Annotated in this window: 17 protein-coding genes, 1 tRNA gene and 1 pseudogene; 14 read left to right on the top strand and 5 right to left on the bottom strand. The window is 68.1% G+C overall.

The window, feature by feature from the left end; genetic code table 11:
• The first annotated feature begins 45 nt into the window (after positions 1-45).
• Positions 46-2,136: a penicillin-binding protein 1C gene (gene pbpC, locus NVS83_RS18200; protein WP_258740659.1), complete on the top strand. Its 2,091-nt coding sequence runs from the start codon at positions 46-48 to the stop codon at positions 2,134-2,136.
• On the opposite strand, the gene NVS83_RS18195 is transcribed toward pbpC, so the two are convergent.
• On the bottom strand, positions 2,123-2,329 hold the full coding sequence (locus NVS83_RS18195; RefSeq protein ID WP_258733485.1) for a DUF1127 domain-containing protein: 207 nt from the start codon (positions 2,327-2,329) through the stop codon (positions 2,123-2,125). The two genes, pbpC and NVS83_RS18195, sit on opposite strands and share 14 nt — an antisense overlap.
• A 382-nt stretch (positions 2,330-2,711) precedes the next feature.
• On the opposite strand from NVS83_RS18195, the gene NVS83_RS18190 reads away from it, so the two are divergent.
• The gene (locus tag NVS83_RS18190) at positions 2,712-3,509 is read left to right on the top strand and encodes a lipopolysaccharide kinase InaA family protein (RefSeq protein ID WP_258740576.1); all 798 of its coding nucleotides are present in this window, start codon (positions 2,712-2,714) and stop codon (positions 3,507-3,509) included.
• Here NVS83_RS18190 and NVS83_RS23570 read toward each other — a convergent pair.
• Positions 3,427-3,906, bottom strand: a complete 480-nt coding sequence (locus tag NVS83_RS23570) for a DUF2493 domain-containing protein (RefSeq protein WP_374115083.1) — start codon at positions 3,904-3,906, stop codon at positions 3,427-3,429. The genes NVS83_RS18190 and NVS83_RS23570 overlap by 83 nt on opposite strands.
• Positions 3,907-4,014: 108 nt before the next feature.
• Between NVS83_RS23570 and NVS83_RS18185 the strand changes: the two genes are divergently transcribed.
• The 4 genes from NVS83_RS18185 (at position 4,015) to NVS83_RS18170 (ending at position 6,858) form a co-directional block, all read left to right on the top strand.
• Positions 4,015-4,088, top strand: a tRNA-Gln gene (locus NVS83_RS18185).
• Positions 4,089-4,398: 310 nt separating this feature from the next.
• Positions 4,399-5,637: a Ppx/GppA phosphatase family protein gene (locus tag NVS83_RS18180; RefSeq protein WP_258740575.1), complete on the top strand. Its 1,239-nt coding sequence runs from the start codon at positions 4,399-4,401 to the stop codon at positions 5,635-5,637.
• Complete coding sequence (locus NVS83_RS18175; RefSeq protein ID WP_258733475.1) at positions 5,634-6,350, top strand: RlmE family RNA methyltransferase; 717 nt, start codon at positions 5,634-5,636, stop codon at positions 6,348-6,350. Before NVS83_RS18180 ends, NVS83_RS18175 begins: the two co-directional genes overlap by 4 nt.
• Positions 6,351-6,375: 25 nt before the next feature.
• Complete coding sequence (locus NVS83_RS18170) at positions 6,376-6,858, top strand: hypothetical protein (RefSeq protein ID WP_258740574.1); 483 nt, start codon at positions 6,376-6,378, stop codon at positions 6,856-6,858.
• Here NVS83_RS18170 and NVS83_RS18165 read toward each other — a convergent pair whose 3' ends face one another.
• On the bottom strand, positions 6,859-8,292 hold the full coding sequence (locus NVS83_RS18165) for an MFS transporter (protein WP_258740573.1): 1,434 nt from the start codon (positions 8,290-8,292) through the stop codon (positions 6,859-6,861).
• 304 nt (positions 8,293-8,596) lie between these two features.
• On the opposite strand from NVS83_RS18165, the gene guaB reads away from it, so the two are divergent.
• The 5 genes from guaB (at position 8,597) to NVS83_RS18140 (ending at position 15,187) form a co-directional block, all read left to right on the top strand.
• On the top strand, positions 8,597-10,087 hold the full coding sequence (gene guaB / locus NVS83_RS18160) for an IMP dehydrogenase (RefSeq protein ID WP_258733472.1): 1,491 nt from the start codon (positions 8,597-8,599) through the stop codon (positions 10,085-10,087).
• A 50-nt stretch (positions 10,088-10,137) separates the two neighbouring features.
• The gene (locus NVS83_RS18155; protein ID WP_258740572.1) at positions 10,138-10,569 is read left to right on the top strand and encodes an MAPEG family protein; all 432 of its coding nucleotides are present in this window, start codon (positions 10,138-10,140) and stop codon (positions 10,567-10,569) included.
• Between the two features lie 10 nt (positions 10,570-10,579).
• The gene (locus tag NVS83_RS18150) at positions 10,580-11,905 is read left to right on the top strand and encodes an RsmB/NOP family class I SAM-dependent RNA methyltransferase (RefSeq protein ID WP_258740571.1); all 1,326 of its coding nucleotides are present in this window, start codon (positions 10,580-10,582) and stop codon (positions 11,903-11,905) included.
• Positions 11,906-12,032: 127 nt separating this feature from the next.
• Positions 12,033-13,616, top strand: a complete 1,584-nt coding sequence (gene guaA / locus NVS83_RS18145) for a glutamine-hydrolyzing GMP synthase (RefSeq protein WP_258740570.1) — start codon at positions 12,033-12,035, stop codon at positions 13,614-13,616.
• A 221-nt stretch (positions 13,617-13,837) separates the two neighbouring features.
• On the top strand, positions 13,838-15,187 hold the full coding sequence (locus NVS83_RS18140) for a tyrosine-type recombinase/integrase (RefSeq protein WP_258740569.1): 1,350 nt from the start codon (positions 13,838-13,840) through the stop codon (positions 15,185-15,187).
• A gap of 46 nt (positions 15,188-15,233) precedes the next feature.
• Here the strand turns inward: NVS83_RS18140 and NVS83_RS18135 are convergent.
• Both NVS83_RS18135 and traA read right to left on the bottom strand, forming a co-directional pair.
• Positions 15,234-15,419, bottom strand: a pseudogene (locus NVS83_RS18135) (helix-turn-helix transcriptional regulator); the annotation flags it as partial.
• Positions 15,420-15,547: 128 nt separating this feature from the next.
• Positions 15,548-18,505, bottom strand: coding sequence for a Ti-type conjugative transfer relaxase TraA (gene traA, locus NVS83_RS18130; protein WP_258740568.1), 2,958 nt, complete (start codon positions 18,503-18,505; stop codon positions 15,548-15,550).
• 172 nt (positions 18,506-18,677) lie between these two features.
• Between traA and NVS83_RS18125 the strand changes: the two genes are divergently transcribed.
• The 3 genes from NVS83_RS18125 to drmD all read left to right on the top strand — a co-directional run bounded on the left by NVS83_RS18125 (position 18,678) and on the right by drmD (position 22,693).
• Complete coding sequence (locus tag NVS83_RS18125) at positions 18,678-19,004, top strand: conjugal transfer protein TraD (protein ID WP_258740658.1); 327 nt, start codon at positions 18,678-18,680, stop codon at positions 19,002-19,004.
• 1 nt (position 19,005) lies between these two features.
• Positions 19,006-19,233, top strand: coding sequence for a conjugal transfer protein TraD (locus NVS83_RS18120; RefSeq protein WP_258740567.1), 228 nt, complete (start codon positions 19,006-19,008; stop codon positions 19,231-19,233).
• A 247-nt stretch (positions 19,234-19,480) separates the two neighbouring features.
• Positions 19,481-22,693, top strand: a complete 3,213-nt coding sequence (drmD, locus tag NVS83_RS18115; protein ID WP_258740566.1) for a DISARM system SNF2-like helicase DrmD — start codon at positions 19,481-19,483, stop codon at positions 22,691-22,693.
• Position 22,694: the final 1 nt, after the last annotated feature.

Here is a 22,694-nt window from a genome sequence, read left to right as displayed (position 1 = left end):
AGCCGCTTCTGGCAGCGCGCGGCCGGCATCGCCCTGATCGGCGCGATGTTCGTCGTTGGCGGTGCCTATGCCTGGCTCGTCGGGGTGCGGGCCGAGGCGCCGCCCGCGCCGGCGCTCGCCTATTCGACTGAGGTGCTGGACCGCGAGGGGCGGCTGCTGCGCCCGTTCGCACTCGCCGACGGGCGCTGGCGGCTGGCGCCGGACCTCGCCGAGGTCGACCGGCGCTATGTCGACATGCTCATCGCCTATGAGGACCACCGCTTCTACCGGCATGGCGGGGTCGACCCGGTGGCGATCCTGCGGGCCGCCGGCCAACTGCTCACCCACGGGCGCATCGTCTCCGGCGGCTCGACGCTGACCATGCAGGTCGCGCGCCTGCTGGAGCCGCGCCGGGGCGGCGGGCTCATGGCGAAGATCGGCGCCAAGCTGTCGGAGATGCGCCGCGCCATCGAGCTGGAGGCGCGGCTGTCGAAGCGCGAGATCCTCGCGCTCTATCTCGCCCTCGCGCCCTATGGCGGCAATATCGAGGGCGTGCGGGCGGCGAGCCTCGCCTGGTTCGGCAAGGAGCCGTGTCGGCTGTCGCTGGCCGAGGCGGCGCTGTTGGTCGCGCTGCCGCAATCGCCCGAGATGCGCCGGCCCGACCGCCATCCCGAAGAGGCCGAGCGCGCCCGCGCGGCGGTGCTGGCGCGGCTGCACGATGCCGGCCTGTTCGGCGCGCCGGAAGCCGAGTTCGCCCGCCACGCGGCGATCCCGTCCGGGCGGCTCGACATGCCGATGCTGGCGGCCCATGCCGCCGAGGCGGCGCGGCGCGAGCGGCCGGGCGCGCGGGTACACCACCTCACCATCGACGCTTCGGCGCAGAGCCGGCTCGAGGCGCTTGCGCGCGAGCGGGTGCACGAGCTCGGGGCCCATGTCTCGCTGGCCATGGTGATGGTCGACAACGCGACGGGCGAGGTGCTGGCCCGCGTCAGCGGCGCGGACCCGCTTGACGCCGAACGCGCCGGGGCGGTGGACCTGACCCGCGCGCTGCGCTCGCCCGGCTCGACGCTGAAGCCGTTCATCTACGGCCTCGCCTTCGAGGACGGGGTGGCGCATCCCGAGACCCTGATCGAGGACCGCCCTTCGCATTTCGGCGCGTATCACCCGCGCAATTTCGACCGCGACTATCAGGGCACGGTGTCGGTGCGGCAGGCGCTGCAGTTCTCGCTGAACGTGCCGGCGGTGGCGCTGCTGCAGGCGGTGGGGCCGCAGCGTCTGGCGAGCCGTCTCGGCGGCGCGGGCTTCGCGCTGCACCTGCCCCCCGGCGAGGTGCCGGGGCTGGCGGTCGGGCTCGGCGGCGCCGGCATCAGCCTGGAATCGCTGGCCGGGCTCTATGCGGGGATCGCGGACGGGGGACGGGTGCACGCGTTGGCGACGCGCATGCGGGAAGGGGCGGGGGAGGGCGCGCCGGCGCCCGAACACCGGCTGCTGGGCGGGGTCGCGGCGTGGTACCTCGCGGACGTGCTGCTGGGCACGCCCGCGCCGCTCAACGCGCGCACCGGGCGGATCGCCTTCAAGACCGGGACGTCCTACGGTTATCGGGACGCGTGGGCGGTGGGGTTCGACGGGCGGCGCACGATCGCGGTATGGGTCGGGCGACCCGATGGGCAGCCGGTGCCCAACATGATCGGGCGCGAGGCGGCGGCGCCGATCCTGTTCGAGGCCTTCGCGCGGCTGGTGACGAAGCCCGCCCCACTCGGCCCCGCGCCGCGCGCGGCGCTGGTGGCACGCAATGGCGACCTGCCGCCGCCGCTCCGGCATTTCGGCCGGATGGCGGGCGAGGTCGCCACGGGGGGAGGGCCGACGATAGCGTTCCCGCCGGACGGGGCCCGGCTGGAGCAGGACGGCGACGAACCGCTGGCTTTGAAGGTCAATGGCGGAAGGGCGCCCCTGACCGTGCTGGTCGACGGGGTGCCGAACGGCCCGCCCACCGGCGGGGCTACCCTGTTCTGGCAGCCGGGGGGTGCGGGCTTCGTCCGCCTGACGGTCATGGACTCTGCCGGTGCGACCGACAGTGTCGTCTTGCGCATCACGACGCCGGAAGGGCGCTCAGCACTTCCGGCACATCATCTGACGGGTCGGCTCAGCGGCCGTTGACGGCAGCGTGGGCGATGGTGGCGCGCGTCAGGCCACGACGGGCGAGAGCGGCGTCGGACATGCGCGACAGGGTCTCGTAACGCTGGGCGATGCGGCGGCCTTCGGCGACGGCGTCGAAGAAAGAAGCAACGCTTTCGACGAAGCGCGAGAAGAAGTCCGGGGTGTTGTGGCGGGTCAGCGAAGCGGTGGTCATTGGAAAATCTCCAGTGAATGTATTCTGTATGCCAGCAATATAGACGCTCTGATGCGCCGCAAAAGCATGGATGCTGCATGACAGCATTGAGTCCGATGCATGGGTTGACCTGTGGGAACCCACCGCGTGGAGGTGTCATGAAACCTCAACCCTGCGGTCGTCGCAGTCGATGGTAGTAAAATACGTCCAATCGCGAAGGTGAGCGCCGTTTCGCAACCATGGATAGGCCGGGCCGCCATGCTCTGAGCGCAGCCGGCGGTGCGCCTTTCGTTGCGTGAACGAAGTGCCGATGGCCGTGAGGCGGCTCCGGGCGTGCGTTCCGGCAAGGAGTGATGCGTTCGTCGGGCTTGCGATACCGTCGATATGACGATTCAATGACAACATGTCGTCGCCTAAGATCCCCCGGAAGCGCATCGACGCCCTGATCGCCGAGCAGGGCGACAGGCAGCGGCGGGTGTTCCGGGTCATGGCCGGCAACCGCGCCGTCTGGGTGAAATACGGCGAGAAGAACTACCGCAACTGGGGCCAGCGCCTGCTCGGCCAGATCGCGAGCCTGCCGCTGCGCCGGATGTCGCTGGCGCGCCAGCGCGTCTACACGGAGGTGACGAGGCTGCGGGCGCTGCGCCGCGCGGGCTTCAACGTGCCCGAGGTGGTCGCCATCGGCCCGGACTATGTGGCGCTCGAGGATATGGGCGAGACGCTCGATTCGATCCTGCGCGCCGACACCGGCTCCGAGCGCGTGCGCGGCCTCGTCTCGCAGGCGGCGACGCTGCTGGCGCAACTCCACACTGTCGGGCAGTGGCACGGGGCGGCGCGGGTGCGCAATTTCGTGGTGCTCGACGGCGCGATGGGCATGATCGACTTCGAGGACCCGGTTTCGGGCCTGCCGCATCTCTACAACCGGGTCATGGACCTGTTCATGCTGACGCTGTCGCTGACCCGCCGCGCGCCGGAGGGCAAGCTGACGCTGCTGGCGCTGGAAGCCTATGGCCGCCTGCGCTCGCCCTGGGATTTCCGCATCGCCGGCCTCCTGCTGTTGCCGGTCTACCTGCTGCTGCGCCCGATGCTGCCCTGGCTGGGCGAGGACGGCTGGCAGATCACCATGTGCCTCGGCACGCTCTACGCCGACGCTCTGACCGGCTGGTTCGGCTGGCTGATCGGTCGCCCGTTGGGGGACTGAACGCGGTTGGGGGCACGGAGTCTGGCGGCGGGGCCTTGGACGCTGCAGGCGTCCGGTGGAAAGTCGCGGTCGGGGTGCTCCGCCATGGGACAACCCCGCCGGATGTCGCGCGACGACAGGGTGCGGCAGTTCCTGGCCGCCATTTCCCGCCTGCCGCGCGCCTGATGGGCGAGCGCGCAACTAGGCCGGCAACGGCGCCGTGAACGTTCCAATCTGCATTGAACGCCATAGCCTCGACGCGCCTAGTCCATGCCCACCTATCAGCCAGATAGTCGGCGCCTGATGCCCCGCCGTGGATCACGAGCATGAACGGCGTCTGGCGATGCATATCGTCGAGCGCAGCTAACGCGGCGTTCCTATCGCGGTAGTTCCTGCCTCCACAGACGAGAACCTTCATAGGGGCTTGATCTCCTATCCCGACCGATATAGAGGAACGACCCATAAACACCGTTTGGACAACGCCGGCGCAGGAACTGTACAACGCGCCGTAAGTCATTGATCCAATTGGGGGATAGTTTAACGGTAGAACTGCGGACTCTGACTCCGTTAGTCCAGGTTCGAATCCTGGTCCCCCAGCCAAACTCGCGCATCATCACAAGCCGCCACGCCCGATGGTCTTAATTGGCCGGAGCCCTGCCGTGCCAAGCACCGGCCGCACCGAATTGCACGAGCGCCTGCGCGAGCTCCCCCACCCGGTGCGCGACCCCTTCCGCTGCCTCGCTTAGCCACCCCTCGCACCGGCCGTAGGCCGCGTGCGACGCGGGGCAGGCATGAAGTTAATTGCGCCTTAGCGCCCGAATGTTACATTTCCCGCGAGATGTTGAATTATCCGGCCGAGACTCCGCCCCGCGCGGCGTCCGGCCAGGCGGCTTCGGCCGGGGAATCCATAATGGTCGACGAGACCGATACGTGGGCGGGTCGACGGGCGGCGGAAAGGCCGGCGCGCGAGGACGGGGCGGTGCGCGATGCGCGGCCGCCACGCCAGGACGTGCTGCGCAAAGAGATGCCGCGCCCGGACATGCCGCGCCCGGAGGTGCCGCGCGACGACAAGCCGTCCGATCGCGGGCGTCCGCGCCACTGGCACGGCCGGCGGCGCGACGGCGGGCGTGGCGAGAATGGCGGCGGCCCGCGCTACGACCCCTGCTACGCCGCGCTCGACCTCGGCACCAATAATTGCCGCCTGCTGATCGCCCGCCCGACCGCCAACGGCTTCCGCGTCGTCGATGCCTTCTCGCGCATCGTGCGGCTCGGCGAGGGGCTGATCTGCTCGGGCCGGCTGGGCGAGGCGGCGATGACCCGCGCGGTCGAGGCGCTCGGCGTGTGCGCCGGCAAGATCGGCGCGCGCAACATCGCCGACAGCCGCCTCATCGCCACCGAAGCCTGCCGCTCCGCCAGCAATGGCGACGCCTTCATCCGCCGGGTCGAGGACGAGACCGGCCTGAAGCTGGAGATCGTCGAGCGCGAGACCGAGGCGCGTCTCGCCGCGGCCGGCTGCACGCCGCTGGTCGACCCGCATTCGGACGGCGCCGTGCTGTTCGACATCGGCGGCGGCTCGACCGAGGTGGTGTGGCTCGACCGGGTCGAGACCCGCGACGGCGGACCGCCGGCCGCCGTGATCCGGGCCTGGGTGTCGGTGCCGCTCGGCGTCGTCACCGTGGCCGAGCGCCATGGCGGGGTGCGGGTCACGCGCGACGATTTCGAGGCCATGGTCAACGAGTTCCGCCCGCATCTCGACGGCTTCGTGCAGGCGGTGGGCCCGCATGATTGCGGCCGACTGCATCTGCTCGGCACCTCCGGCACGGTGACGACCATCGCCGGCGTCCATCTCGACCTGCCGCGATACGACCGCTCGCAGGTCGACGGCACCTGGCTCGGCGCGGAGCAGGTGCGGGTGGTGGTGGACCGGCTGCTCGACATGCCGTTCTCCGAGCGCGCGGCCAACCCGTGCATCGGTGTGGAACGGGCGGATCTCGTGCTCGCGGGCTGCGCCATCCTCGAGGCGGTGCGGCGGGCCTTCCCCTGCGACCGGCTGCGGGTTGCCGACCGCGGTCTGCGCGAGGGCATATTGGTGGAGCTGATGCGCGCGGACGGCGTCTGGCGCCGGCAGGCCGGAGCCGTGACCACGTGATCGACAAGCCCGAAGCCCGCAAGGGCGGAGAGGCGCGCCCGCTGAAGGTTCGGCTGAAGAAGGCGCGCTCGCTCAGTTCCTCGTCGCAGAAATGGCTGCAGCGCCAGCTCAATGACCCCTATGTCGCCCGCGCCAAGCGTGAGGGCTGGCGCTCGCGCGCGGCCTTCAAGCTGATCGAGATCGACGACAAGATGAAGCTCTTGAAGCCCGGCGCGCGGGTGGTCGACCTCGGCGCCGCGCCCGGCGGCTGGAGCCAGGTCGCCGCCAAGCGCATCCGGGCGGAGGAGGGCGGGGGCCACGTGGTCGCCATCGACCTGCTGGAGATCGACCCGGTGCCGGGCGTCGACTTCGCGCAAATGGACTTCCTGAAGGACGATGCGCCCGACCGGCTGAAGGCGATGCTCGGCGGCGAGGCGGACGTCGTGCTGTCCGACATGGCGGCCAACACCACCGGCCACAGGGCGACCGACCATCTGCGCATCGTCGGCCTGGTCGAGCTCGCCATCGATTTCGCCCGCCAGGTGCTGGCTCCGGGCGGGTCGTTCGTCGCCAAGGTGTTCCAGGGCGGCACGGAAAGCTCGCTGCTCGCCGAGCTGAAGCGCGACTTCACTGTCGTGAAGCACGTGAAGCCGCAGGCGAGCCGCGCGGACTCGGCCGAGCTGTATGTTGTTGCATCCGGGTTTCGCGGGCGGGGCGAGGACCAGCCGGACTGACCGGCGCTCGCGCGGGGGACGGCTCATGTATGTGCTCAAACCCGGCATCAAGCGCGATCCAGTGCGGCGCTGGGCGCTGCCGGACCGCATCTTCTTCGGCCACGGCGCCTGCCACATCCTCGCCGGCGTCTATCTCGCCGCGCCGCCGCTGGCGAGGTTCTATGCCGAACGGATCATTCCCGCGGAAGGCCTGCCGGGCGCGCATGTCTATGTGACCGACGGGCGGCTCGCCTTCGATTATCACGGCTACAGCCTGCGCACGCGCCTGCTCGCGCATCACAGACGCGGCTGGGCGGCGCGATTCGAGGGCTGGGAGGGTGCGGTGGCGCCCGTCGACTTCCCGCTGCTCGACACGTCGGTGCTGAACGCGCGCCGCATGCGGGGCCCGGACCAGTATCTGCATGACCCGGTCCCTCGCGCGCGGTCCTTCATCGACCGGGTGGACCATGCCGACGCCGCCGGGCGGGCGCTGAGACGCGGGCTGGAGACGGTCGGCTCGGACACCTGATCAGGCTGCGCTGCCCATCTCACCGGGCGGCTCGGCGGGCACGGCCGGCTTGACGCGGCGGCGGGCGAGGGCGGCACCGGCATCGGCCGGCAGGCGGACGAAGAAGAACACCGAGCACACGGCGATGAGCCCGACCACCGCGAAGGCGACGCTGAAGTCGCCGAGCTGGATGGTGCCGTCGCCGCGCCAGCTCCGCATGGTGTCGAGCACCAGCGCGCCGACCGCGACGCCGGTGGAGATCGCCACCTGTTGGGCCACGCTGGCGAAGCTGGTGGCGCGGCTCATAGCCTCGTTGGAGATGTCGGCATAGGAGAGCGCGTTGGTGCTGGTGAACTGCAGCGAGCGGAAGAAGCCGCCCATCAGCAGCATGCCGACCAGCAGCGGGTAGGGCATGTCCGGCCGGAACAGCGCGGTGGCCGCGAGGAAGGCGGCGGCGATGAAGCAGTTCACCACCAGCACCCGGCGGAAGCCGAAGGTGCGGATGATCGGCGCGGCGGAGAACTTCATCGTCATCGCGCCGACCGCGGAGGAGAAGGTGATCATGCCCGAGGCGAAGGGCGTGAGGCCGAAGCCGAGCTGGAGCATCAGCGGCAGCAGGAACGGGATCGCCCCGATGCCGATGCGGAACAGCGAGGCGCCCACCACGCCGGCGAAGAAGGTTGGAATCCTCAGCAGCGACAGGTCGAGGATCGGGCGGGGCGTGTGCCGCGCATGGCGCACATAGAGGAACATCGTCACCGCGCCGATGGCGATGACCAGCAGCGCGATCCACGGCGCGACCGCATGCTGGCCGAGCAGCGCGAAGCCGAAGACGAGCCCGGCGAGGCCGACGCCGGAGAGCACCATGCCGTTGAGGTCGAAGGCGCCGACGTCGTCCTCGCGGATGTCGGGGATGAACCGCGTCGCCAGCATGACGCCGACGAAGCCGATCGGGATGTTGAGGAAGAAGATCAGCCGCCAGTCGAAATAGGTGGTGATGAAGCCGCCCAGCGGCGGCCCGACCACGGGGCCGAGCAGCGCCGGCACGGTGAGCCAGGCGAGGGCGGAGACGATGCCCTCCTTGGGCACGGTGCGCAGGATCACCAGCCGCCCCACCGGCACCATCATCGCCCCGCCCATGCCCTGCAGGATGCGGAACAGCACGAATTCCGGCAGCGAATGGGCGAGCCCGCACAGCAGCGAGCCGGCGGTGAACACGACGATGGCGGCGCGGAACACGGTGCGCGAGCCGAATCGGTCGGCGAACCAGCCGCTGGCGGGAATGAACACCGCGAGGCTGAGGAGATAGGACGTCAGCGCCAGCTTGAGCGCGATCGGGTCCTCGTGCAGGTCCCGGGCGATGGCCGGCAGCGAGGTGGAGATGATGGTCGAATCGAGCTGCTCCATGAACAGCGCGCAGGCGACGATGAGGGGGACGAGGCGTTCGGTGCGCACGGCGGGACTCATTTCGGTCGGACGCGACCGAGCTTTCGGCGTCTTAACGCCGCTTGGACCGGCAGACGATGTCAGGATCGCACACAAATCCGTCATCAAATCACGCTGATGATCAATCCCGGCGACGCGGGTCGGCATTGCGTGGAACACAGAGGAAGATGCCTAGGAAAGCGCCTCGCACCATGGTATGAGCCCTCGCCAACTCGTAGCGGCGCCGCTGTCCCAAAAGCTGGCGCCGCTTCGTCCATCCATCCATCGGGCATGAGCGGAAGTCTCTTCCGCGCACCCTTATCGGGAGTTGGCGATGTCGGTCCGTGACGGCCTCGCGCGGGAAGCGCTTACCTTTGACGACGTGCTGCTGAAGCCCGGCCTGTCCGATGTCATGCCGGGCGAGGTCGATATCTCCTCGCGCGTCACGCGGTCGATCTCCCTCAACCTGCCGATCCTGTCCTCGGCGATGGACACCGTCACCGAGGGGCGCCTCGCCATCGCCATGGCGCAGGCCGGCGGCCTCGGCATCATCCACCGCAACCTCGACCCGGAAGTGCAGGCCGAGCATGTGCGGATGGTGAAGAAGTTCGAGAGCGGCATGGTGGTGAATCCTGTCACCATCTATCCCGACCAGACCCTCGCCGACGCGCTGGCGCTGATGAAGGCGCACGGCATTTCCGGCATCCCGGTGGTCGAGCGCGGCCCCAATGGCCGCGGTGGCAAGCTGGTCGGCATCCTGACCAACCGCGACGTGCGCTTCGCCACCAACCCCGGCCAGCCGGTCTCCGAGCTGATGACCAAGGACCGGCTCGTCACCGTCCATGAGGGCGTGGAGCAGGCCGAGGCCAAGCGGCTGCTGCACCAGTTCCGCATCGAGAAGCTGCTGGTGATCGACGACGAGCAGCGCTGCGTCGGCCTCATCACGGTCAAGGACATGGAAAAGGCGGTCGCCTATCCCAACGCCACCAAGGACGAGCAGGGCCGGCTGCGCGCCGGGGCCGCGACCACGGTGGGCGAGGACGGCTACCGCCGCACCGAGCTGCTGATCGACGCGGGCGTCGACCTCGTGGTGGTCGACACCGCGCACGGCCATTCGCGCAAGGTGCTGGACCAGGTGAGCCGCATCAAGACGCTCTCCAACAAGGTGCAGATCCTCGCCGGCAACGTCGCCACCGCCGAGGGCGCGCGGGCGCTGATCGATGCCGGCGCGGATGCGGTGAAGGTCGGCATCGGGCCGGGCTCCATCTGCACCACGCGTATCGTCGCCGGCGTCGGCGTGCCCCAGCTCACCGCCATCCTCGACGCGGTGGAAGAGGCGCAGAAGAGCGACACCCCGGTGATCGCCGATGGCGGCATCAAATATTCGGGCGACCTCGCCAAGGCGCTCGCCGCCGGCGCGTCCTGCGCCATGATCGGCTCGCTGCTCGCAGGCACCGACGAGAGCCCGGGCGAGGTCTACCTCTACCAGGGCCGCTCCTATAAGTCGTATCGCGGCATGGGCTCGGTCGGGGCGATGGCGCGCGGCTCGGCCGACCGCTATTTCCAGGCCGAGGTGAAGGACACGCTGAAGCTGGTGCCGGAAGGCATCGAGGGGCAGGTGCCCTATAAGGGGCCGGTGGGCGGCGTGCTCCACCAGCTCGCCGGCGGCCTTCGCGCCGCCATGGGCTATGTCGGCGGCGGCACGCTCGAGGAGTACCGCGAGAAGGCGCAGTTCGTGCGCATCTCCGGCGCCTCGCTGCGCGAGAGCCACGTTCATGACGTGACCATCACCCGCGAGAGCCCGAACTACCCGCAGGGGGGCTGAGGCCCCCCGCCCCGACGCCGCATCCCCGTCCTCCGAGAAAGACCGCCGCCGTGTCCGTTCCCGCCATCCTGCTTCCCGTCTTCGTGCAGGTCGCGCTCACCTTCCTGGTGCTCGTCCGGCTCGGCAGCGTGCGCGGGGCGGCGATCCGGGCCGGGCAGGTGGAGGAGGCGCGGGCCGTGATCGACGACACGGCCTGGCCGGTGCGGGTGCGGCAGGCGAACAACTGCCTGCGCAACCAGTTCGAGTTCCCGGTGCTGTTCTACGTGCTGGTGGCGCTCGCGCTGTTCACGCGGCAGGCGGACCTGCCCTTCGTCGTGCTGGCCTGGCTGTTCGTGCTGAGCCGCATTCTCCATGCCTGGGTGCACGTCACCAGCAACAATATACGGCTGCGCTTTCCCGCCTTCGCGGCGGGCGTCGTCGTGCTGCTGGTCATGTGGGTGCTGTTCGCCTTCGGTATCCTGTTCTCACCGGTGATGCCGTGAGGGGCGTGCCATGACCCCCGCCGCCCGCATCTCCGCCGCCATCGAGGTGATCGCCGGCATCCTGGCCGAGCGCCGGCCGGCGGCCGACGTGCTGACCGAATGGGGACGCCGCCACCGCTTCGCCGGTTCGGGCGACCGCGCCGCGCTGTCCTCGCTGGTCTACGACACGCTGCGCCGGCGCGCCTCCGCCGGCTGGATCATGGGCCAGCCGGCCGGCGAGGAGACGCCGCGCGCGCTGGTGCTCGGCATGCTTCATCTCGCACGCGGGCTGGACGCGGAGGCCATCGGCCGGCTGTGCGACGGCTCCCGCTTCGCCCCGGAGCCGCTGACCGACGAAGAGGCGGCGCGGCTTGCGGGCGACACGCTCGGCGAGGCGCCGGCCCATGTGCGCGGCGACTATCCCGAATGGCTCGACGCCCCGCTCGCCCGCGTGTTCGGCGACGACCGGGCGGAGGAGGGCGCCGCGCTTGCCGGGCGCGCGCCGCTGGACCTTCGGGTGAACACGCTGAAATCCGACGTGGGCAAGGCCGCGCAGCAGCTCGCCCATCTCGATCCCGTCCCCGGCGCGTGGTCGCCGCTGGCGCTGAGGATCGCCCCGAACGCCGACGGGAAGGCGCCGCCCCTGACCGCCGAGCCGGCCTATCTCAAGGGCTCGGTCGAGATCCAGGACGAGGGCTCGCAGCTCGCCGCCATCCTCGCCGCGCCGGCGCGCGGCGCCCAGGTGCTGGATCTGTGCGCGGGTGGCGGCGGCAAGACGCTGGCGCTGGCCGCGCTGATGGACAATGCCGGCCAACTCTACGCCTATGACGACGATTTGCGCCGGCTCGCCCCGATCCACGAGCGGGTGCAGCGCGCCGGTGCCCATAACGTCCAGATCCGCTCGCCCAAGGGCCGGGCCGGCACCGGGCCTGACGTGCTGGCCGACCTCGAATGGCGCATGGACCTGGTGCTGGTCGACGCGCCCTGCACCGGCACGGGCACCTGGCGCCGCAATCCGGACGCCAAATGGCGCATGCGCCCCGGCGCGTTGGCCGAGCGGGTGAAGGAGCAGGCCGAGATCCTCGACGCCGCCGCACGCTTCGTGAAGCCGGGCGGGCGGCTCGCCTACATCACCTGCTCGCTGCTCGACGAGGAAAATGTCGACCAAGTGCGCGCCTTCCTCGGTCGCCATTCGGGCTTTCGCGCCCTGCCGCCCGCCGAGGCCGTGCTCGCGCTCGGGGAGCGCGGCATCGCGTTGCGCGCCGCGGCGCTGGAGCGGCCGGAAGGGCTGCTGCTGACGCCGCGCCGGACCGGGACCGACGGGTTCTTCGTCAGCCTGATGGTGCGGGACGCATGAGCGCGCGCGAGCCATCGATGCCGCCCCGTAGCTCGCGCTGCATCGCCTCGCCCTGCATAACCACGTCCTTCATCGCACTGCCGTCCGCTTTCCCGCCCCACTTTCCGAACCGCCAGACGAGCCGCCCATGACCAAGATCGACGCCACCGCCGACGCTCCCGCCCAGCACGACACGATCCTGATCATCGATTTCGGCTCGCAGGTGACGCAGCTGATCGCCCGCCGCGTGCGCGAGGAGGGCGTCTATTCGGAGATCGTGCCGTATCAGAGTGCGGCCGAGGCGGTGCGCCGGCTTAAGCCCGTGGGCATCATCTTTTCCGGCGGTCCGGCTTCGGTGACCGAGCCCGGCAGCCCGCGCGCGCCGCAGGAGGCGTTCGATGCCGGCGTGCCGATCTTCGCCATCTGCTATGGCCAGCAGACCTGCGCGCTGCAACTCGGCGGGGAGGTGGAGGGCGGCCACGCCGCGGAGTTCGGCCGCGCCGAGGTGACAGTGAACAAGCCGAGCGCGCTCTATGATGGCGTGTGGGAGATCGGCGGGCGCTATCCGGTGTGGATGAGCCATGGCGACCGCGTCACCCGTCTGCCGGAGGGCTTCGAGGTGGTCGCGACCTCGCAGAACGCGCCCTTCGCCATCGCCGTGAACGAGGCGCGGCGCATCTACACCACCATGTTCCACCCCGAGGTGGTGCACACGCCGCACGGCGCGGCGCTGATCCGCAATTTCGTGCGCAGGATTTCCGGCGCCACCGGCGACTGGGGCATGAAGGCCTATCGCGAGGAATCGATCCGCCGTATCCGCGAGCAGGTGGGCTCGGAAAAGGTGATCTGCGGCCTGTCGGGCGGTGTGGATTCCTCGGTTGCCGCGGTGCTGATCCACGAGGCGATCGGCGACCAGCTCACCTGCGTCTTCGTCGACCACGGCCTGCTGCGGCTCGGCGAGGCGGAGAAGGTGGTGACGCTGTTCCGCGACGCCTACAACATCCCGCTGGTGCATGTGGACGCCTCCGAGCTGTTCCTCGGCGCGCTGGAGGGCGTGATCGACCCGGAGGTGAAGCGCAAGACCATCGGCAAGCTGTTCATCGACGTGTTCGAGGACGAGGCGAAGAAGATCGGCGGCGCCGCCTTCCTCGCCCAGGGCACGCTCTACCCGGACGTGATCGAGAGCGTCAGCTTTACCGGCGGGCCCTCGGTAACGATCAAGAGCCACCACAATGTCGGCGGCCTGCCCGAGCGGATGAACATGAAGCTGGTGGAGCCGCTGCGCGAGCTGTTCAAGGACGAGGTGCGCGAGCTTGGCCGCGAGCTCGGCCTGCCGGAGGTGTTCGTGGGGCGCCACCCGTTCCCCGGGCCGGGCCTCGCCATACGCTGCCCGGGCGAGATCACCCGCGAGAAGCTCGACATATTGCGCCTCGCCGACGAGATCTATCTTGAGGAGATCCGCCGCGGCGGGCTCTATGATGACATCTGGCAGGCCTTCGCCGTGATCCTGCCGGTGAAGACGGTCGGCGTGATGGGCGACTACCGGACCTACGATTATGTGGTGGGCCTGCGCGCGGTGACATCCGTCGACGGCATGACGGCGGACTTCTACCCGTTCGACATGGCCTTCCTCGGCCGCGTCGCGACACGCATCGTCAACGAGGTGAAGGGCGTCAACCGGGTGGTCTACGACGTAACCAGCAAGCCGCCGGGGACCATCGAGTGGGAGTGAACTAGGGTGGTTTCAGACCATTGCGCACCGTGCCGGAAATCGCACCAACCCTCTGTCTAGAAACGAGTTTTCTTCCTACCCCGTATCACTGCATGTCACCCCAGCCGGACCACTTTGTTGGTACCGATGTTGGTATAGCGCAGGATGGTCGAGAAACGGGCTTCCGGTACCAACAGCGCCTGTTGATGGTATCCGTTCGCCTCCCGACCGGGTGCGGATTTATGAGCGAACTCACTGATAAAGAACTGAAAAATCTCAAACCGAGGGCCAAGCTCTACAAGGTGACGGACCGCGACGGGATGTATGCGGCCGTCACCCCGACTGGGGTCGTCTCGTTCCGCTATCAGTACCGGGTGAACGGACGGCAGGAGGTCTTGACCATCGGCCGATATAGCGCCGAGGCGGCGCGCAAGCTGACACGGGCGCCCGACGCGCTGGAATACGGTATGGAGGTGTCTCTTGCGGAGGCAAGGTCGCTGCTGGCTCGGGCTCGACGTCAGGTCGAGCGGGGCGAGTCGCCGTCGAAAGCCAAGGTAGAGAAGCGCACCGCGTCAGCCGAGGCGTTGACGTTCGGTGGGTGGGCGGAAGCCTATTTCAAGCATAAGGCCGATCCCAAGTCGGGAGCTGAGAGACTGGCCGACAGCACTCTGGCCATGCGCCGGTCCGTCTATGATCGCGCCATCGCGGGAGAGTTGTCGAAGCTCAAACTCGGGGAAGTGACGCCGCAACGCCTCAAACATCTGTGCGACGAGGTTAAGGAGAAGCGCGGGCCGGCCGTTGCCGTGCATGTCCGCGAGGTCGTGTTGCTGGTGTTCCGCCATGCTCAGGGAAGCGGGCTGGACGTGAGCAACCCGGCCGAGTCAATCCGCAACAGCGCCATCGCCACCTTTGAGCCGCGCGAGCGCGCCCTTTCGCCCTCCGAGGTCCGCGCGGCCCTGGCGGCCTTGGATCATGTGTCGGCCGCGCCCACGCTACGCTTGGCGGTGAAGTTTGTCCTGCTGACCGGCGTCCGCAAGTCGGAGTTCATCGACGCCACCTGGAAGGAAATCGACTTCGCCGCCGCACGCTGGACGATCCCGGGCGAGCGCATGAAGGCAGGCAAGGCGCATGTGGTCCCGCTGAGCGATCAGGCTCTCGACATTCTGACAGTGTTTCGCACGATATTCGGTACCAGCCGATACCTGCACCCTGGCCGATACGACAGCGATACGACGATCAGCAATGCCACCCTCAACCGCGTGATCGACACCGTTGTGGAGCGCATCCGGGAGACGGATCCTGATTTTCAGAGCTTCGGCGTTCACGATCTCCGTCGCACATTCTCGACCGGCCTGAACCGCGCCAAGTTCGATGATCGCTGGATCGAGATGAGCTTGGCCCACGCGCCCCGGAACCGGATCGCCGCCGTCTACAACGTGAACCAATATCTCGCCGAGCGGAGGATCATGCTCCAGTGCTGGGCTGACATGCTCGACGCTTGGGTAGAGGGACGATCCGCGAAGGATTTGATCGCCGACGCGAAACAGCGCGCCGCCGAAGTGCACGATGACGCATTGGATGATGATCTCTGAACGAGGTGCTTCCCCCGCCCATTTCATCCGTTTTTTTATTGGTGATCCGCCACCGCGGGGGATCGGCAACCCACTGGTTGATGTCGGATTCCCGCCAGCCGGCGCCGTTGGTGCTGATCTTCAGTTGGGCGGGGAAGGTCCCTTCCGCGATCTTGCGATAGATGGTGGAGCGGGACAGGCCAGTGCGGCTAAGGACGGTCTTCAGGCGGATGATACGCTCTGGTGTCTGCATGGCGGTGCTGCCTCCTGCTGGACGCGCCTGAGGGCGCCTGCTCCAGAAAAGGCATGGGGCCGCCGACCGGCAAGAGGATGAACAGCGCGGGTGGGGCGTGGCGAAGCGGCGGCGGCACATCGGACAGGTCAGAGACCAAGGCCACGGCTGCGGTCGAAGTCGATGCCGTGGCTATGGGCGAGCTCACGGCCAAGACTGCGGCCGGTCTCAAAGCTGATGCCCAGTTCCCTCTTGCGGTTGGCGAGCAGAGATTCGAGCTGCGGGTCGCGCTCCAGGCTCCGCGCCATGTCGCCCATCTTGACGCGGGTGGCCTTGTAGCCGGCGTAGTCGCCGTCGCTGTACTGGCGTTGACGCTGCTGGTCGAGCTTCTTCCAGCGCTCGACAAATTGACCGGCGCGGCGCTCCGGATCGGTGCGGATTTCCGTTTCAAGCTGGAGGGCGCGAATGGTGCGATTGAGCCTGCCGTCAGCGGCCTCGTGCACCAGTTCCGGGTTCTTCTCATAGGCGGCTTCCGCATCCCGCCAGCCATGGGGCCGCACCTCCTCGAACTCCTTGCGGGCGGCGGTGAGTTCACGCAGTTGCTCGGGCGTGCCCTGGCCGGTCGCATCGGCTGTTGTGAGGATCGCGTCCCAAGCCTGGGCATGCCGCATGAGCGCGCGGGTTCGCGCCCGCCGCAGCACCGCCTCTGGATCCACGGGAGCTTCCTGGGTGAGCGGCGGGTCGTTGCTCCCGAGCTCTTCGCGCAGGGCTGACGCTTCCCGGGCCATGTCCACGGACGGCATTAGCGCGTTGGCGAGGTCGCGCAGCTTCTCCGGGACCTTGCGCACCATCTCCACGACGCGCTGGCGGAAGGTGATGCCGCGGCGCTCGGCATAGTCCTGGGCGGGATCGGAACGCTCGTAATCCGACGCCATGTCCTTGGCACGGTCACGCGACAGGGTGCGTGCCAGACGTTCCCCATCGGCGAAGTCGTCCCGGCCATAGTGCAGCTCTATCCCATCGCGATGACGCGATAGCGCGACATAGCTGGAATGAGCGTCCATGCCGGGCGTCGCCAGCACATGGGTGCGGTCCACCGTCATGCCCTGTGACTTGTGGATGGTGGCGGCATAGCCATGGTCGATGCGGCTATAGTCCTTCAGGTCGAAGGCGAGGGATCGGCCGTCATCGGTACGCACGGACATGGACTGTGCGCTGACCTGCTCGATGGTGCCAAGCGTTCCGTTCTTCACCCCAAGCCCGCGTTCGTTCTGCAGGAACATGACACGGTCGCCACGGGCAAAGGAACGCGCGCCGCGCTCCACGGTGACGCGCACGTCTTCACCGAGATCGCCGGCTTCCCGCATGCGTTCGCGGGCGGCCTGATTGAGAGCGCGCACCTCGTCATTGGTGTGGGTGAGGATGATGCGGCTTTGGTCCGGCGCAACCTGCCGGTCACGGTCCCAGCGATCGATCAGCTCGCCGCGCACCTGCTCCCGCGTCTTAGTGGCATGCACCATGCCGTTCGCCTCATAGGCCTGGATCGCATCACCGATCCGGCCGGTCGCCAGATCGCGCGTGGCGTCGCGCTGCCACTCCGCGCGCTGGCGGCGGACTTCGCTGATCCCCGCACCACCGTGACGCTCGACAAGCGAGCGGAAGGCGGCGCCCGCCTCGATCGATTGCAGCTGCTGTGGATCGCCGACCACCACTACCTTGGCGCCAACGTCAGCGGCATGGGAGAGCACGCGCTCCAACTGACGCGTGCCGACCATGCCGGCCTCGTCAATCACCAGCACATCGCGTGAGGTGAGCCTATCCCGGCCCTGCCTCCAGCCGTGCTCCAGACTGGCAATGGTACGGGACGTGATGCCCGATCCGCTCTCCAGATTCTCCGCGGCGATGCCGGAAAGGGCGACGCCGCGAACCTCCAGGCCGGCCGCTTCCCAGGCCTCGCGCGCGACACCCAGCATGGCGCTCTTCCCCGTCCCGGCATAACCGACGACGATGCCGAGATCGCGCGTGCCGGTGATGTGCGCCAGCGCGTCGGACTGCTCGCCGGAGAGAACAAGGCCGCGCTCCTCGGCACGTGCCAGCGCCGCGTTCCTGTTGGCATCCTTCACCGCATGGCGCTCGCGCTCCGCCATGAGTTCGGCGGCCCGGTGCAGGCGCCGCTCGGCCTCGATCATCTGCCGCGTGGTGAAGCGGTCCTCGCCGCGCCCATCCGTGCCGAGTTCGACAAGATCGGGCGCGCGGCCCATCGCGCCCATCACCTCGTTGAATTGCTCGATGCCGTCACTGTGGCGGTGCGCGAAGCGCGCCATATCGCGCCGGGTGAAGGTCGACTGCTGCTGGGTGATGGCGTCCAGCGCTACTGCCGGATCAGCGATGATGCGCTCGCCGTTGCCGCGCGCGATCTCGCGATGAACCTCCGCCCGATCGGCGGCCTCGATCCCCTCTCCTTCGATCCGCTGGGCGGGCGCACCGATCTGGCTCTGCGGCTCCAGCGCGATGCCCTGCGCCTCAAAACTGCGATGATCGATGCGCGCGTCGATATCGAGTTCGGCGAGCCGTTCATTGGCGAGCGCGGCCCAGCGCTCGCGCCATCGCGCAACCATCTCGTTCGCGTTCCACTCCCGCACCTTCGAGCCGAAACCCTCCTCATCGACCGAGCGCATGGTGAGCATGACATGGGCGTGGGGTTTGGCCATGCCGTCCTCACCCATATCCCAATGCACATTGAGATCGGCGACCATCCCGAGATCGACGAACTCCGCCTGGACGAAGTCACGCGCAAGCGCGATGCCCTGCGCCTGGCTCATCTCCCGCGGCAGGGCGAACTCGACCTCGCGGGCGAGCTGCGCGTCCTTGCGCAGCTCGAAGGCTTCGACATCGTTCCACAGCCGCTCGCGGTCGCTCCACGCCTCGGGTGCCCCGTCCGGTAGCAGCACCTCGGAATGCACGACGCCGCGCTTGGCGGAGAAGTCCTGGACGCGGTCGATGCGCGCATCGCGCAGCCTTGACGCCGAGCGGTAGGCGGCGGACGCCACCGCGCTGGAGCCGGCCTTGCGGCCGATGACCTTGACGTGAAAATGATAGATCGCCATCGCGATCCGAACATCAGCACGGCGAAGCGCACGTCGGAACGACGTATAAGCGCGCCCTCCCTCGAAAAAATCTCGGGAGCGACGAGACCATCCCAGTCTGTCCTGGCAACATTACAGACATCTGAAACACGCTCGACTATCATTTCTCCATCGACTGCTGATGGAGAGGATGATGCGCAAACCACGGGACTTCGACGCGGAACTGAAGGCACTCGAAGACAAGGCACGAGAGCTTAAGACCCGAAAGGTCCAACAGCTCGGCGATCTGGTGATCGCCACCGGCGCGGACACGCTCACCGTCGAGGAACTTGCCGGCGCGCTGCTCGTCCTGGGCGAGACCAAGGACCCTGGACGGAAGGAAGCCTGGGCGCGACGGGGCGCGGCGTTCTTTCAAGGAAGGACACGCCGATCTGCACCGGCATCTGAACGCGACGCGGTCGGCGCTCCGGCGCAATCAGACAGCGCGCAATCGCCATCAGGCGGCACGGGCTCGGCGTGACATGCGTGACTGGCAGGTCGAACGTCGCAAGCGCACGCGGCATCTGATCCAGCTCGGCGGGCTCGTGGTTAAGTCGGGCATCGTCGAGCTGACCGGCGATGACCGCGCCATGATCTATGGGGCGCTGCTCTGGATGGCGGACAAGCTCCAAAGTGAGCAGGGAGAACAGGCGCGCAGCCTTTGGATGGCGAAAGCAAAGCAGGCGTTCGAAGAAGACCGCCAAGAGTGAAAATTGTGGCGGTCCTGACCCTTCTCTTCCGTTGGAAAGGTCCGGTCCCGGGAACTGATCCTCGCCGATGTCGCGGCAACCTGCCGATATCTCATTAGCGGCCCGTGAGAACTCTTCTGTCGGACTGCAATGTGTCCTGGGTGCGCGACGCCTGCAGGCTGCAGGCTAGGTTGTAGCGCTATAGGGGCTTGCCGTAATGTCCAAGCAATAACAGCGAGGGATTCGGTTGTCTGGTGAAAGCCGTTCGATGGCACCCAACGAGGGGGAATTTGTCAACGTCCGTGGGCGTCCTTGGCTGGTCGATGGGGTGAACGACGCCGATGCGGAGCTTCGGACCCTGTCGCTATCGTGCATCGCCGACGACGCTAATAACGAGGCTCTTGAGGTGCTCTGGGACGCCGAAGTGGGCGCGTCGGTGATCGACGATACGGGCTGGGAGTCGGTCGGCCTTGGTGGGCCAGACAGTCCTGAAGTTCTTGCAGCGTATGTTCGAGCGCTGCGGTGGAAGTCTGCGACGGCGGCGGATCGCGAGTTGCTGCAGGCACCATTTCGGGCCGGAATCCGGCTCGATGCTTACCAGCTCCTGCCGCTCCGCAAAGCTCTGCGCCTTCCGCGAGTGAATCTGCTCATCGCCGACGACGTAGGCCTAGGTAAGACCATCGAGGCTGGTCTCGTCACGAGGGAGCTGCTGCTGCGCAAGCGTGCCGATTTCATTGTCATCGCGGCGCCGCCATCGATGACGATCCAGTGGAAGGACGAACTGGAAGCCAAGTTCGGCCTATCGTTCGACACCATCGACCGAGAGCGGGTTTCCGAACTTCGGCGCCAGCGCGGGTTTGCCGTGAACCCTTGGAACACCGGATCGCGCTTCATTATCTCCCACCGGCTGCTGACAGACGAGACATATGCCAGCGGGCTGCGAGACGTGCTCGGTGAGTTTCGTGCCCGCGCCCTGTTCATCCTGGACGAAGCCCACCACGCTGCCCCTTCCGCGGGCGTTCGCTACGCGGTGTCCAGCCAACTCACCCGGGCCGTGCGCGAACTCGCGGATCGCTTTGAGCATCGGCTGTTCCTGTCGGCCACCCCGCACAATGGACACTCGAACAGCTTCTCGGCACTTTTGGAGATGCTGGACCCTCAGCGGTTCACCCGCGGCGTCATCGTGCGGCCGAAGGACCTCGAGCCAGTCATGGTTCGGCGGCTGAAGTCCGACCTACGCCGCCTAGGCGAGGATTTCCCCGAACGGATCATCGAGCCGATCGTCATCGACGGCCTTCCTGACAATACCCCAGAGCTGGATCTCGCTCGTCGGCTCGCGGCCTATGGCGACCTGCGCATGCTGCGCATAGCGACGTTGCCGACCCAAAAGGCCGCTCTCGCCAAGCTGGCGTTCGTGGGGCTTCAACAACGGCTGCTCTCCTCTGTCGCCGCGTTCGCGCGCACCCTGAAGGTACATCGCAAAGGGCTGCAGCGGATCATAGACGGAGAGACGCCGTTGCAATCGGCGGGCGCCGCGCAGGGGTTCGTCGCGGCGCGGGCGGGAGATGACATCGCCGAACTCGACCTGGAAGACGCCGAGGCTGAGGCGACGGCCGATGCCGAGGAAGACAGCCTTGCCGATGCGGCGACGGTCATCGGCTCCGTCGGCGCCGAAAAGGGCGACCTCCTGGCCGAGCTCGCCGCTGTCGACGAGATGCTGGCCATTGCCGAGCACGCCGCCACCCGCCCCGACGCCCGCGTCCGTCACCTTGTCGACTGGATCAAGGCCAACCTCTTTACCGATGGCGTCTGGAACGAGCGCCGCCTGATCCTCTTCACCGAGTATGAGGACACGCGCCGCTGGTTGGAGCGCCGGTTGCGGGAAGCGTTCTCCGACACGGACCGCGAGGAGGAGCGGATCGGGGTCTTCTCCGGCGCGACCAATTCGGATCGCCGCGAGGCGGTGAAGCGGGCCTTCAACGCCGACCCCGCAGTCGAGCCGCTGCGCATCCTCATCTGCACTGATGCGGCGCGCGAAGGGATCGATCTGCAAACCCGCTGCGCCGATCTCATCCACTTCGACCTGCCGTGGAACCCGGCGCGGCTTGAACAGCGCAATGGCCGTATCGACCGCAAGCTGCAGCCGGCCAAGCGCATCCACTGCCGCTACTTCCGCTACGAGCAGCGCGAGGCGGACATCGTCCTCGAAGCCCTGGTTCGTAAGACCGAGACCATCCGCGAGGAGCTCGGCTCCGCCGGCCGCGTCATCGAGGATCGGGTCACCGCCAAGCTGGCCGCGGCCGGGATCGGCAAGGGTCAGGCTTCGGCTATCGCCCGCCAGGTGGCCGAAGAGGACGATAAAGAGGCCCGCGCTCATGTCCAGGCCGAGATGGACGGCGAGGAGGCCGCTCGGCACGAGGTTCTGCTCAAGGAACAGGACGACCTTCGTCGGGCGCTGGAGCGCTCCCGTGAGCGGGTGGGCGTCGATGCCGACGACCTTCAGCGTGTCGCGGCGACGGCCATGGCCCGAGCCGGCGTGTCGCTGGACGAGGCCGAAGCCGAGCACGTCGGTAAGATCGCCACGTTCCAGCTCGATCCGGCCAGCCCCGGTTTCGCGAAGGACGCGGGTTGGGACGACGCCTTCGACGACCTACGCACCCGCCCGCGGAAGCGCGGTGAACGGGTCGGGGATTGGCGGCGTGACGCGCCTGTTCGCAAGATTTCCTTCTACCCCCCCGTGCTAGCGGATGGGCGCAACGCCGACGATGTGGTGCAGGTCCATCTCGAGCACAGGCTGGTTCGCCGCCTCCTCTCACGGTTCCTCAGTCAGGGGTTCCAGTCGCACCTCTCGCGGCTGTCCGTGATCCTGGGTCCCGGAGCGCAGCCGCGCATCGTCATGATGGGGCGCCTAGCGGTGTACGGGCCGAATGCCGCCAGATTGCACGAGGAGATCATCCCCGTCACGGCGATCTGGACGGAAGCGGAACGGGCCACGAAGCCGCTGCGGCCACTCGGCGAAAGCGGTGAGGAAAAGACCCTGAACCAGCTCGAGGAGGCGCTGCGGGACGGCCGCCAGGCGCCGGCCTCGGTGACCGCGCGAATCCAGCCCCTGCTGGCCAAGGACATCGCTGATCTGACGCCCAGCCTGGCGGCCATCGCCGAGGAACGGTTGGCGGCCGTCAAGGTGCAGTTGGCCAAGCGCGGTGAGGAAGAGGCGCGGTCGCTGACCACCTTGTTGGAGCAACAACGCAATCGCATTCTCGCTGCGTCCAAGGACTTCAACCCGAACCAGCTGACCCTGGACCTGGTGCCCGAGGAGCGTCGTGAGCGTGAGGCGGACAAGCGTCACTGGCAGACGCGGCTCGACCGGTTGGAGAGCGAGCTGCAAACCGAGCCCCAGCGGCTGAGGAACGCCTACGAGGTTCGTGCCCACCGCTTGGAGCCGGTCGGGATTGTCTATCTCTGGCCGACGTCGGGGTGAG

This window comes from Ancylobacter mangrovi, assembly GCF_024752335.1.
In the GTDB taxonomy this organism is placed as follows: Bacteria; Pseudomonadota; Alphaproteobacteria; order Rhizobiales; family Xanthobacteraceae; genus Ancylobacter; species Ancylobacter mangrovi.
Note: the sequence above shows the minus strand (reverse complement) of the source record. Positions and strands in the feature narration are given on the sequence as shown.